Here is a 12,699-nt window from a genome sequence, read left to right as displayed (position 1 = left end):
GCCACGCTGGCCGGACAACGCCGTGGGCGTCCTGAATGGGGGCGACGAGGGCCACCCGGGCCCTCACGCCTGAAGGGAGACTCCGTGAACAGAGCCTTACGGGCGGCGGCCGTGCTCGCCGTCGCCTCGGGCGGTCTGGTCGCCGTCGCCGCCGCCCCGGCGCAGTCCGCCGACGCCGAGCCCGACACCTGCGTCGCCGTTCTCGCCAAGGGCGAGACCGCCCCTGTCGACACCGCCTGCTTCAGCGACTTCCGCGCCCTCGCCTCCTGGGTCACGGACGGCGAGATCACCGACGCCCCGCGGGCGGCGGCCGTCGCCGCCGAGGACGAGGCGCTCCAGGACGACCTGGCCGCGCTGGACGCCGTCGTCATCGGCGTCGAGTACGAGCACGAATGGCTCGGCGGCGCCTCCATCACCGTGATCGGCGAGGACGGCCCCTGCACCGGGGAGCTCACGGACCTGGAGTACGCCGTCGTCAACGTCGGCTGGGAGTTCGCGCCCCCGCCCGGGCAGGGCTTCCCGTGGTGGAACGACCGCGTCTCCTCGTTCACCACCGGCGGCAACTGCTGGTCCAACCACTTCGCGGACGAGGGCTTCGGCGGCCGCAACACCGGTTTCGTGCCCATCCACAACCACCTCGGCGGCATGAACGACGCGACCACGTCCATCATCTGGAGCTGACCCGCCGGCTCCCGCGCGGCGGTGTGGATCACGGGACGGGCTCGACGCGCAGCACCATGGCCTCGGCGTCGTGGGCGACGACCGTGAGCCGTGTGCCGTAGGCGTCGATCGACCCCCCGGTGCCGGTCACCGTGGTCGGCCCCTGGCCGAGGCCGCTGCTCATCGAGCAACGCTGGTGGCAGGCGATGGAGCCGCCGGCGGCGGACGGTTCGAAGACGAACGTGTACTCGTCGGCGCTCAGGGCCGCCAGGCGCACCGGAGCCTGCGGGAGCGGGACCGACCCGCCCGCGGTGACGCGGACCTCGCACCGCCCGTCCTCGCACGCGGCGAGGTCCGTGCCGTCCGCCGCCTCGGGGACGGTCGGCGTCGGCGGCACGTCGGTGGGGGACGGGGGTTCGGTCGTCGGCGCGGGGTCGGGCGTCCCGGACGCCGGCTCGTCGCCGCCCGGTCGCGAGGTGGTCGGGGACGCGTCGGGCGAGGAGGAGCCGCAGCCGGCCAGGACAACGCTCACCGCCGCGCAGAGCAGCAACCCGCCGCGGGCCCTCCGGACCCGGGACCGACCGCGCCGCAGGGTCGGCCGCTTCGGGCTGGTCAACGGGTCGCGCCGATCCATGATGTCCTCCCTCGACTCGGGCCGCAGCACGGTCACCCAAGCACCGGGGGCCCGGGAGGGGTCCCGGGCCGGGCCGTCACCGGCGAGCGCAAAACACCTGCGTCACTCCCACCCCCGGCGGCACACTGCTCGGATGGATCTCGACTCCGACAAGGTGGCCGCCCTCTTCGGACTGGGGCGGCCACGGGGCCCCTGGCGTCCGCTGGCCAACGGCGACCACCCCTCCGACAGCCGGGTGTTGACCACCGACCGGGGGCGGTGGGTGGTGCGGAAAGACCGGTTGCTCAGCGACTGGCATCGCAGGCACGCGCACCGCGTGCACCGCCTGGAGAGCGCGGCGTGGCAGGCGGGCATCCCGATGCCGCGGCCGGTCGAGCCTCCCGCCCCGGCTGTCGGGTACTGGCACAACCCGGCAGGCGAGACGCTGGTGCGGGTGAGTGGGTGGCTCGAGGGCCACGATCTGCGGCAGCCCGGCACGACGCCTCCCGCGACCCTCGCGGAAGCGGCCGGGTGGGTGGGCGCCACCCTGGCCCGCGTCGCCCTGCTCGGCACCGAGGACGACACCGGCCCCGACGACGAGCCCACGCCGCACCCCCTGGCGGACTGGCACGAGTGGGTCGCCGAGGCCGAGGCGAGCGGCCACCCGGTCGCCACGCCGGCCCGCGCCCTGCTCCCGCTCGTCGAGGAGGCGACGACGCTGATCCAGGAGGCCCGGCGCGACGCTCCCCGTGCCGTCCTGGTGCACGGGGACACCTCCCGGGCCAACGTGCTGCGCACCCCCGGCGGGTACGCGCTGATCGACTGGGAGGGCACCCGAGCGGACATTCCCTGGTGGGAGGCGGTGAACGTCGCCTTCCGGTTCGCCACCCCGTTCAACGGCCCCACCGCTGAGGGCGACCCCCGCGTGGTCGACCCGCTGATCACGGCATACCTCGATCAGGGAGGACCGGCCGGCCCCGCCGACGTCTCGGCGTTCGCCGGCATGCTGCGCAGCCAACTCGCCGTCATCGCCTGGTGCCTCTGGCTGGCGCTGGGCCACCGTGGCGCCGACCCCGAACGTCGCGACTTCGGACTGCGCATCGTGACCTCCGCCGCGGCGGACATGCCACGGGTGATGCGCGCACTGGACGGCTGGGCTGACCTCCTGCGCTGAGCGGCCAACGGTGGGACGGTGCTCGCAGGTGTCGGAGAACCCTGGCTGTGAGGCGGTGTGCGGGCGGTCTTGGACGGCCCGGGTCGAGCGGGCACGAGCGGAGGCGTCCTGCTCGACGCGGTGCCGGACACGTGCGTGCCGACAGCGGGAGGCGTCGCGGGAGGGGGTTGCGGAAACGCCGTAGCCGAACGCCTCGATCGACCCAACGGTGTCGCCATCGCTTCGAACGAAAGTTTCAGCGACGCTGAACCTGCGACGCAGGTCAAGCTATGAGCAGGCGGAGGCCGAGATCCGCCGCGTCGAGGTCGGCGAGGTCGCTGTTTCGCTCGGCCCACCGGCCGGAGTCGAGGTCGTCGCTGAGGCTTCGCACCGCCCGCCGCTCGGCCTCCGGCCCGACCCTCGTCCACACCGACATCGCACGGCGCACCTGATCCTCCAGATACGCCCCCGGTCGGCGCCAGTACGCCTCGAAGAGGCCGTCAGCGCAGTCCCACGGGATAGGCACCGGCTCAGCGCGGGCGCCGATCGCGTCGGCCATTCCGGCAAGCGACGGAAACTCGGCGAGGACGGTGGCGAACTCGGGCAGGTAATCGCGGGTAAGCCAGAACCTGTCCTGCCATCCGGGCTCGTCGGTGTCGAACGTGAGCACCACCACGCGGCGGGCCACGCGCCGCATCTCGCGCAGCCCCGCTATCGGGTCCCCCCAGTGGTGAACGGTGGAGACGGCCATCGCGACGTCGAAGGACTGGTCCTCGAACGGCAGGCTCTCCGCGGCGGCGGCCACGCACGGCGCCGAGCCGGCAGGCCGCTGCCCCCGCATGACCGCGGATGGCTCCACCGCGGTCACATCGCGATCAGCAGGCTCGTAGGAGCCGGTGCCGGCCCCGACGTTCAGCACCGTCCGCGCGTCGCCGAGCGCGTCCCAGATCCGCGCGGCGATCCGCGGCTCGGTACGCCGTGTCGCGGTGTAAGCGCCGCCGATCGCGTCGTACAGCCGTGCGCCGAGCATCTCCAGTTGCTCCTCCGGTGTCACCAGCAGTCCCTTCGCCCGTGCCGCAAGTTCCCTGTCGATGGCCGCCACCATGGCGTCGACGCGATCACGCCGCTCCAGCAACAGGCCGCGTAGTCGGCGCAGGTGCGCGACCGCGTCGGTGGACGGGTCGCCGACCAGTTCCGCGACATCCCGCAGCCCGAAGCCCAACCGCCGATAGGCCAGCGCCTCCCGCAACCGCTCCACGTCGCCCGCCGAATAGGCCCGATACCCGGCCGTGGTCCGCGCCGACGGCCGAACGAGCCCGATCTCGTCATAGTGATGCAGCGTGCGGACGCTCACGCCGGCCAGCTCGGCCACGCGTCCCACGGTCCAGTGATCTTCCACGGCACCGACTATGCGGCCTGACGCCACGTGAGGGTCAAGAGCATCACTCACGGCAGCAAGAGCCGAATGCGAAGCAACGCTCCGCCATGGCGTACGTGAAGTCGATGCGGCAGCGGACCGACTCAGCGGCCTGCCGGTCCCAAGATCCCCGACAGAGTCAAGCTCAGCGCACCGTCCAGGACGGCGAGGCCGGGTCGGGCGCCGGACGCGCCGTCCAGGTGGAGCGGTCCGCCTCCTCGTCCCAGTAGGGGACGTCCCCGTAGTACAGGCCGTACGCCCAGTGCTCCGGCAGTTCGTGGCAGATGATGTCGGGGTACGGGGCGAACTCCTGGTCCTTGAACGCCTCGTTGACCCGGGCCACGGCCTCCGGGTAGCCGATGGCGAACTCGTCGACCATGAACTCGGCGATCTCGCGGAAGTACTGCTGCATCTCGGGGTCGTCGGTCGCCATGAGGAAGTCCGGCACGGGTGGCCTCCGGGTCACGGCAGGAGCGAGCGGTTGAAGAGGCTGGCCACCTCGGGCGAGAAGATGGCGATCTGGTGGCCCCCGAAGACGGGGTCGGCGCCGCGTCTGAGGAAGGGGCCGACGTTCATCAGCATGGGCCCTTCGACCAGGTCGTAGTCGTGCATCGCGCCGCCGTTCCTGTGGTGCCGGATGAAGTCCGCCAGCTCGGAGCTCGGCCCGTCGAAGACGCGCCGGTTGAAGCTCGTCAGCTCATTCTGCGGCACCCGGAAGTGCAGCACCTCCGCGACATCGCCGTTGCGGCCGGCCAGCCGGTTGGCCCACTGGCGCGCCTGGGCCAGGTCGTTGGTCACGTAGAAGCCGCCGCGCCCGAAGTCCATGGCCCGCATGCTGTACGTCAGGTTGATGCCCGCCGTGCGGATGTTCCGGGCGGCCGCGCCGAACGTGCCGTGGAAGAGGGCGAGTTGGCAGCCGAGGAGGCCGAGCGGGTCGGCCCACACCTGCGGGTTGTGGGGGTAGGCGCGGGGGTTGGGGCCCGGGCCGAGTCCCAGCGGGTCCGGGGTGAGGTAGCGGGCGGTCTCGGGGTCGTAGTAGCGGTGGAAGTTCTGGTGGAGGCCGGTCTCGGGGTCGTGGTACTGGCCGGGGAAGCGCAGCGGGGTGTCGGGCGCCCCGGGTGGGGTGGGCGAGGCCGCGCCCCACAGCGTGACGCGTGGCTCCCAGACGATCTCGCCGGCGTCGTCGACCAGTTGCGCCGGGGCGCCGACGAGGTCGGTGACGATGGCGAGGAACCGCCGGTCGTACTCGGCCTGTTCGGGGTCGCCGCCCGCCGCCCGGCCCTCGATCTGCAGGACGGGATGGTGGCCGCGGTACTCCCAGGTGGTGCTCGACGTGGCCCGCGACTCTTCGTCGACATCCAGCTGTTCGACCAGGAGCGTCCCCGACCAGACGAACTCGGTGCGCTCGGCGACGCTCCCGTCCGGGGCGAGGCGGCTCTTGGCGACGCGCCGGCCGAGCGGGTCGTAGCGGTACTCCCAGCGGGTCCCGTCGGGTGTGGTGACGGCGGTGAGCCGGTCCTCGGCGTCCCACTCGTACCGCCAGGTGTCGGACTCCTTCGCCAGACCGGTCCCGCGCCGGACGACGAGCCGCCCCGCGGCGTCGTACTCGTACCGGCGGTGCCCGGCGCGGACGACCCTGGTGCCCTCGTACTCCCGCTCGCCGGTGGACGCGGCCGCGCCCGCCGCGGCCGGCCAGTGCGCGTCGGTCTGGTTCCCCGCGGTGTCGTAGGCGTAGGACTCCTCCCACCCCGGGGCGCTCAGCGAGGTGACCCGGCCCGCCCCGTCGAGCCGGATCTCGGTGTGCCCGGTGAGTGAGTCGGTGATGCCGCTCGGATGGCCGTCGGCGCGGTAGGCGTAGGAGCGGCGGCGCGGTTCCCGGGCTCCGTGCCGGACGGTCAGCTCGGCCAGGCCGCCGCCGGGGCGCCAGCGGGACGCGAGGCTGAGCCCGGGGCCGACGCGGCGCTCGACCTCGCGGCCGAGGGCGTCGTGCACGAACTCGACCACGCGGCCCGCGCTCAGCAGCCGCGTGGACCGCCCGTCGTCGGGGTACGACCAGGTGCTGGTCACGCCGCCCGGCGTGTGGCGCCGGGTGACCCGGCCGCGCGGGTCGTACTCGTAGGCGAGGGTCCGTCCGTCGCGGATCTCGGCGAGGACCCGGCCGAGCGGGTCGCGCTCGTAGCGGACCTCGGTGTGGTCGCTGGCGGCGCGGACCAGCCGCCCCGACGCGTCGTACTCGAAGACGCTGTGCGAGCCGTCGGTGTCCTTGCCGACGATCCGGCCCACCGGGTCCCGGTGGTAGGCGACGTGTTGGCCGACCGCGTTGGTGCGGCCGGTCAGCCGGCCCGCCGCGTCGTAGGCGTAGGTCAGGGTGTGGCCGTCGAAGTCGTGCTCGGCGACCAGGTTCCCCGCGGCGTCGTAGGCGTAGCGCCAGGTCGCGCCCGTCGAGTCGGTGACGGTCAGCGGCCGGCACTCGGTGTCCCACGTGTGGCGCGACCGCAGGCCGTGGGCGTTGGTCCTGGCCGTGAGCAGACCGAACGGGCCGTACTCGGTGGTCACCGTCGCGCCCGTGGGGTCGGTGTACCGGAGGCAGTTGCCCTCGCCGTCCCACTCCCAGCTCTCCTCGGCCCCGTCCGGGCTCCGGTGCCGGGCGGGCTGGCCCTCGGGCGTCCACTCCGTCTCGTCGACGCCGCCCTCGGGGTCGGTCACCCGGGTGACGCGGCCGAAGTGGTCGTAGCGGTACCGGGTGACGCCGCCGTCCGGGTCCCGGACGGCGACCGGCAGCCCCAGCGGGTCGCACTCGATGGTGACGGTGTCGCCCCCGGGGTCGGTGACGGCGGCCGGGCCGCCCCGCTCGTCGTAGCGGTAGCGGGTGACCAGGCCCAGCGGGTCGGTCTCCGCGGTGCGGTTGCCGCGCTCGTCGTACGCCCACCGCCAGGTGCGGCCGTCCGGCTCGGTCACGGCGAGGGGCAGGCCGGACGCGTCGCGTTCCACGGCCAGCCGTGAGCCGTCGGGGCGGACGACGGTCGTCGTGTTCCCGTGCGCGTCGTACTCGTGGCGGGTGGTGTTGCCCAGCGGGTCGGTGACGGTCAGCGGCCGGTCGTAGCGGTCGAACGTCCGGCGGGTGGTGTTGCCCAGCGGGTCGGTCTCCGCGACCAGTTGGTAGCAGTCGTCGAACTGGTAGACCGTCGTGTGGCCGAGCGAGTCCGTGAACAGCGTGCGCCGGTTCTCCGGGTCGTAGTCGATCCGGCTGGCCAGGAACCCGCCCGCCCCCTCGGTGCCGACGCAGCGGCCCTCCGGGCTGTAGGCGTACCGGTACCAGCCGTCGTTCCGGTCCCGCCAGCCGGTGATCCGCCCCAGCTCGTCGTGGCTGATCCGCTGCGGCGCGCCGGAGGAGTCGCGGATCGCGGCCAGGCGTCCCGCGTCGTCGTACTCGTAGCGCCTGAGCACCGGTTGGTCGGGGTCGCTCAGCAGCCGCAGCTCCCTGACGCGGTGCGCCACGGTCGCGATCCCGACGCGGTGGCCGCCGTCGTGGACGAGCGCGGTCGGGTCGCCGTGCGCGCCGTACTCGACGCGCACCCGGTTGGCGTGCCGGTCGCCGATCTCGGTCAGGGGCAGCTCGGGGCCCGGTCGGCCGGCGACGGGGCGGAAGGTCAGCGTCAGGCCCGCCTCCCGCTGGTGGACGGTGAGCGCCGCGCCGGACTCGCCCGACCACGAGAGCTCCCAGCGGGGGCCCTCGACCGGCAGCACCGGCTCGCCGGGGATGGGACGCGGGTAGTGCAGCGTCATCCCGTCCTCCGCGTGGAGGCGGACGCCGTCGTCGGCGAGCACCAGTCGCTGGTCGAGGGTGCTGGTCCAGGACGGGCCGAACAGCCGGCCCGTGGTGACGGACGTCCGGTGGTGGCGGGAGAGGACGAGGGGCAGCACGCCGGGCAGTTCGACGTCCGTGGCGGACATGACCATGTCCCCGGTGGCCATGTCGACCGGGTCGGAGCGGCAGAACAGCGCGGACATGATTCGGCCGCTCCCCCGGAACCCCTGGGCGAGGCCGCGCACGCCGGCGGTCAGGCCGTGCAGTCCGGTGCTCGCCAGGCCACGGATGCCGCGGGCCAGGCCGCCGAGCGTGGTGAGGCCGCGCATGCCGGGGATGCAGTCGAGGGCGGCGAAGGCGACGTCCCACAGCGACGCCTCGCCGTTCGCGAACTTGATGAGGGTGTCGGCGAGGACGACGACGGCGGCGGCGAGGACGACCCAGGCGATCGGCCCGCCGATGATCAGCGCGATGACGCCGAGGACGGCGACGACGACCTTGCAGATGGCGACGATGGTGTCCCAGGCGTCCTGCACCCACCGGACGAGGTTCTCCCACCAACTGCGGTTCTGGATACCGGCGTCCGAGGCGGCGTCGATGTCGTCGGCGCAGACCCGGGCCGCCTCCTCCCGCATCTCCCTGGCCTGCTGGGCCAACGCCCGCGCGGCCGTGAGGCGTTCCTCGGCGTCGTCGACCCGGCCCTGGGCCGAGGAGGCGGCCTCGCCGGCGGCGGTGGCGTCGCGGGCGGCGGCGCGCACCTCGGCCTCGGACGGCGGCTCCACGCCCTCGCGTTCGCCCGCCTCCTGCAACCGCTCGGCCTCGTCGCCGGCCCGGGACACCCAGTCCTGGGCGTCGGTCAACGCGGCCTGGGCGGCGGACAGGTCGGCCTGCGCGGCGATCGCGCGGTCCAGGGCCCGGTCGGCCATGCCCTGCGCGGTCTCCAGCTTCGGCCAGTACGTCTGGAGCGCCTGCGCCGCCATGTCGTAGGAGGTCTGCAGCTTCTGGAGATTGCCGGGGACCCCGTCGAACTCCGAGCGGAAGCGCTCCGCCGACAGACCCGCCCAGTCCTGGACGGCCCGGTCCTCGGCCATGCCACGGATACGGCCCAGCGCCTCGCCGACGTCGTCCGCGAAGGTCTGTAACTCGTCCGCGAGTTCGCGGACCTCGTCCGGACTGCCGGGCGTCGGGTCGGAGTCCATGTCGACGGGACTCCAGTCGGCCGGTCGCGCCACGGTCTGCCCCCCGGGGCCGTCTCGAGATCGTGCGCCTGACGGTGCGTCACACAACGGTAGGCTCAGCCGTCTCGTCCGGCAATGGCGCCTCACCACCCGGAAAGCCGGTGGCCGACGCCCGGGTGTGGCCGGTAGCTTCTGGCGGATGACGACCACCACCGTGACCAACGACGAGCTCATCGCGGCGGCCGAGGCCGTGCTGCATCCGCACCGGGCGGGGGACCGGCTCTTCGGAAACGTCGCCACGGTGCTGGTCACCGAGGCGGGCAACCGCTACTCGGGGGTCTGCATCGACACCCCCTGCGGGCTCGGCTTCTGCGCCGAACACGCGGCGATCGCCGCGATGGTCACGGCCCGCGAGTACCGCATCGCGAAGATCGTCGCCGTGTGGCGCCGCGAGGAGGACGGCGCCCTGCACGTGCTGCCGCCCTGCGGGCGCTGCCGCGAGTTCATCCGCCAGGTCGACCAGGCCAACATCGACACCGAGGTGGTCCTGGGCCGGGACCGGTCGGCGACCCTCGCCGAACTGCTGCCGGCCCACGAGTGGCCGAGACCGCTGGACTGACCGTGCCGGACCGAGTCGTCGGCCACGTCGAGGAGATCGCGGCGACCCTGGCCACCCAACGCCCCGACCTGGTCGGCGTCTACCTCCACGGCTCCGCCGTCCTCGGCGGCTTCGACCCGGCGCGCAGCGACGTCGACGTGTTGGCGGTCGTGGCGGGACCGGAGGGGGAGTCCGCGCAACGGCGGGCGGGCGAGGCGGTCGCCGCGACGGCGGCGCGATGTCCGGGCGCCGGCCTGGAGTTGAGCGTCCTCACGGCCGCGACGGCGCGCGAGCTCGGCGACTGCCGGTTCGAGGCGCACGTCAACACGACCGGCGCCGAGCCCGTGATCGTGCCGGGTGCCGGCGCGGGCGGCGACCCCGATCTCGTCCTGCACGCCGCCGTCTGCCGGGAGTTCGGCCGCGCCGTCCTCGGCCCGCCGCCGGGCGAGGTCTTCGGCCGGCCGCCCCGGCAGCGGATCCTCGCGGCGATGGCGGCCGACCTGCGGTGGGCGATCGACGCGGGCCACGCCGCCTATGCCGTGCTCAACGCCTGCCGGGCGGCGCGGTTCGCCGAGGAGGGCAGGCTCTGTTCCAAACTCGACGGCGCCCGCTGGTATCTGGGCCGCCACCCGGACGACGCCACGGTGACCGCGGCGCTGACGCGGCACCTCGGCGGCGGCCGAGGTCCGAGCGTCGAACGGGCGGTCGCCTTCGTCCAGGGCAGTGGCCTCACCGGGTGGGCCACGACCGGGGGATGAGGGACACCGCGCCCGGCGGGTCAGCCGCGATGCGTACGGGGCGGGCCGTCGCGTCGGACCACAGGCTGACGCCGGTGACGTCCGCGGGCGGACGACGGCCGCTCCGGCCGGAACTACGGTCGGGGCGACAACTCGCCGGTGACACCGGCCGATCCGGACCCATGGAGAGCGGCAGCGCCATGACCCCAAGCCCCGCCACCACCCGCCGACGGTTGCTCGCGGTCGTTCCGACCCTCGCCCTGGGCGCGGTGATGCCCACCTCCGCCTGGGCCCGGGGCGGCGGCCCGCCGGTGCCGCCGGACACGCCGGTGGGGCGGCAGTTGGCGTGGCTGCTCGACGCCGCGCGGCGGCTTCCCGTGCCGGAGGCGGAGGCCCGCGCCCACCTGGCCCCGGCGCTCTTCGAGAGCCTCGGCGTCGCCGGGCTGAACGACATGCTGCGGGCCGCCGCCGGGCACGGCACCCTGCGCCTGGACTCCTACCGGGCGCAGCGGGAGCCCCGCGCCGGCTCGGAGGCGTACGCCCTGCTCACCGGGGCGGGGACGCGTCACGCGGTGCTGGTCACCGACGGTTCGGGGGCGCTGGCCGCCGTGTACCTCAGCCCGCTGCCGGTCAGTTGGGCCGAGATCGACCGGCGGATCGCGGCGCTCGGCCCCCGGGCGTCGTTCCTGGCCGCCGAGATCGACGGGACGGGCCGCTGCCGCCCGGTGCACGGCCTGGCGGCGGAGGTGCCGCGCCCGATGGGGTCGGCCGTCAAGCTCTACGTGCTCGGCGCGCTGGCCGACGCGGCGCGCGGGGGCCGGGCGTCCTGGGACGAGCCGCTGGCCGTGCGGGAGGAGTGGCGGGCGCCGGGCGGCCCGGTGTGGGACCTGCCGGTGGGCGCCACGCCGACCCTGCGTGAGTACGCCGAGCACATGATCTTCCACAGCGACAACTCGGCCACGGACCACCTGATCGGCCGGCTGGGCCGGGAGGCCGTCGAGGCGCAGCAGGGACGCCTCGGCATGACAAGCCCGCGGGCCAACGTGCCGCTGCTGGCCACCCGGGAGCTGACGGTGCTCAAGACGGTGGACTACCCCCGGCACGCCGACGCCTACACGGCCCTGGACGGCGCCGGCCGCCGGGCCTACCTGGACCGGGTCGTGGCCGGGCTGCCGGTGCCGGGAACGTCCTGGAGCGAGCCGAGGCACGTCGACTCCGTCGAGTGGTTCGCCACCCCCGGCGACCTGTGCCGGGCCCTCGCCGGCCTGTGGCGCCAGGCCGGCGGGGACCAAGGGCAGGAACCGGTGCACCAGGCGCTGTCGCTCATGGGCACCCGGATCCTCGGTCTCGACCCGACGGCCTGGCCGGTCGGCTGGTTCAAGGGCGGAGCCGAGCCGGGCGTGCTGTCGCGCACCTTCCTGGCCCGGACCGCGGACGGCCGGACGTTCGCGGTCTCGGTCATGGTCAGCGATCCGGAGCGGAACGTCGGGGGCGCGGCGGCCGTGTCGGAACTGCTCGCGCTGCTGGCCGGGGCGTTCCGGCTGTTGGCCGCCGGTCCCCGGAACCCGGCCGGCCGGTCGTGAGGCCCGGACCGTCACGTCTCACCGGCGATGGTTGTCAACAACCGGGCGACCAGGGGGTTCTGGTCACTCCCGCGCCAGGCGACGGCGACCCGCGTGCGGGCGTCGCCGGGTTCGATCGGGCGGAAGGCGACGGTCTTCAGGCGGATCCGCCGGATGCCGGCGGGGGCCAGGGAGACGCCGAGACCGGCGCCCACGAGGCCGCACACGGTTCCCCACTCCACCGCGTGCTGGGCCACCTCGGGCATGAAGCCCGCCTCGGCGCACAGGCCGGTGATCCGGTCGTGCAGTCCCGGACCGACCGCGCGCGGCAGCAACACGAACGGCGAGCCGGCCAACTCGGCGACCGGCACGGTCCGTCGGGCCGTCAGGGGATGGTGGGACGGCAGCACGGCCACGAACGGCTCGTCGAGCACGGTCCGGAAGGCGAGGCCCGGTTCGTCGGCGGGCGGTTCGCGCAGCAGCCCGACGTCGATGGCCCCGTCATGGAGGGCGACGAGCTGCGGCGCGGTCGTCATCTCGCGGATGTCCAGCTGGACGCCGGGGGCCCCGTCACGGAAGGCGCGCAGCAGCCCGGGCAGGATCGTCAGGGCCAGCGAGGCGGCGAAGCCGATCCGCAGCCAGCCGGCCCGACCCTCCCCGACCGCCCGGGCCGCGCTCAGCCCCGCCGCGAGGTCGGCGAGCGCCCGCCGGGCCGCCGGCAGCAACTCGCGGCCGGCGGGGGTGAGCGTGACCCGGCCCGGTTCACGGCGGAACAGCGGGTGCCCGACCCTCTCCTCCAGCCGGCGGATCTGCTGGCTCAGCGGCGGCTGCGCGATGCCCAGGCGGGCGGCCGCGTGACCGAAGTGAAGTTCCTCGGCGAGCACGGCGAAGGCGTGCAACTGCGGGAGGGGAAGTTCGGGGCGATCCATACGTCCAGAGATATCAGGCCATGACTTCTGGGCTATTAGACGTA

At 74.3% G+C, this 12,699-nt stretch carries 10 protein-coding genes; 5 read left to right on the top strand and 5 right to left on the bottom strand.

The genetic code is table 11. The features are described 5' to 3' along the window. The first annotated feature begins 84 nt into the window (after positions 1-84). Positions 85-681 carry a hypothetical protein gene (locus RNC47_RS18000; protein WP_311600001.1) on the top strand — a complete coding sequence of 199 codons (597 nt, stop codon included), beginning with the start codon at positions 85-87 and terminating at the stop codon, positions 679-681. 28 nt (positions 682-709) lie between these two features. Here the strand turns inward: RNC47_RS18000 and RNC47_RS17995 are convergent, their stop codons facing one another. Further along, entirely contained in the window at positions 710-1,294 is a 585-nt protein-coding gene (locus tag RNC47_RS17995) for a hypothetical protein (protein ID WP_311600000.1), read from the bottom strand. Positions 1,295-1,427: 133 nt separating this feature from the next. Here RNC47_RS17995 and RNC47_RS17990 point away from each other — a divergent pair, with 133 nt between their 5' ends. Next, complete coding sequence (locus RNC47_RS17990) at positions 1,428-2,447, top strand: aminoglycoside phosphotransferase family protein (protein ID WP_311599999.1); 1,020 nt, start codon at positions 1,428-1,430, stop codon at positions 2,445-2,447. 262 nt (positions 2,448-2,709) lie between these two features. On the opposite strand, the gene RNC47_RS17985 is transcribed toward RNC47_RS17990, so the two are convergent. From RNC47_RS17985 to RNC47_RS17975, 3 genes are all read right to left on the bottom strand, one after another. Then, a complete protein-coding gene (locus RNC47_RS17985; protein ID WP_311600085.1) occupies positions 2,710-3,807 on the bottom strand; it encodes a MerR family transcriptional regulator in 1,098 nt (365 codons plus the stop codon). Between the two features lie 181 nt (positions 3,808-3,988). Further along, positions 3,989-4,291 (bottom strand): hypothetical protein, encoded by a 303-nt coding sequence (locus tag RNC47_RS17980; RefSeq protein ID WP_311599998.1) that lies wholly within the window; start codon positions 4,289-4,291, stop codon positions 3,989-3,991. 14 nt (positions 4,292-4,305) lie between these two features. Beyond that, positions 4,306-8,883, bottom strand: a complete 4,578-nt coding sequence (locus RNC47_RS17975; protein WP_311599997.1) for a DUF6531 domain-containing protein — start codon at positions 8,881-8,883, stop codon at positions 4,306-4,308. A 145-nt stretch (positions 8,884-9,028) separates the two neighbouring features. Here RNC47_RS17975 and RNC47_RS17970 point away from each other — a divergent pair, with 145 nt between their 5' ends. From RNC47_RS17970 to RNC47_RS17960, 3 genes are all read left to right on the top strand, one after another. Continuing rightward, on the top strand, positions 9,029-9,448 hold the full coding sequence (locus RNC47_RS17970) for a cytidine deaminase family protein (RefSeq protein ID WP_311599996.1): 420 nt from the start codon (positions 9,029-9,031) through the stop codon (positions 9,446-9,448). Positions 9,449-9,450: 2 nt separating this feature from the next. Beyond that, positions 9,451-10,185, top strand: coding sequence for an aminoglycoside adenylyltransferase domain-containing protein (locus RNC47_RS17965; protein WP_311599995.1), 735 nt, complete (start codon positions 9,451-9,453; stop codon positions 10,183-10,185). 179 nt (positions 10,186-10,364) lie between these two features. Beyond that, on the top strand, positions 10,365-11,747 hold the full coding sequence (locus RNC47_RS17960) for a serine hydrolase (protein WP_311599994.1): 1,383 nt from the start codon (positions 10,365-10,367) through the stop codon (positions 11,745-11,747). An 11-nt stretch (positions 11,748-11,758) separates the two neighbouring features. Here RNC47_RS17960 and RNC47_RS17955 read toward each other — a convergent pair whose 3' ends face one another. Then, positions 11,759-12,655 (bottom strand): LysR family transcriptional regulator, encoded by an 897-nt coding sequence (locus tag RNC47_RS17955; RefSeq protein WP_311599993.1) that lies wholly within the window; start codon positions 12,653-12,655, stop codon positions 11,759-11,761. Positions 12,656-12,699 lie beyond the last annotated feature (44 nt).

This window comes from Streptomyces millisiae (assembly GCF_031845425.1).
GTDB lineage: Bacteria > Actinomycetota > Actinomycetes > Streptomycetales > Streptomycetaceae > Streptomyces > Streptomyces millisiae.
This window is presented reverse-complemented; position numbering and strand designations above follow the sequence as displayed.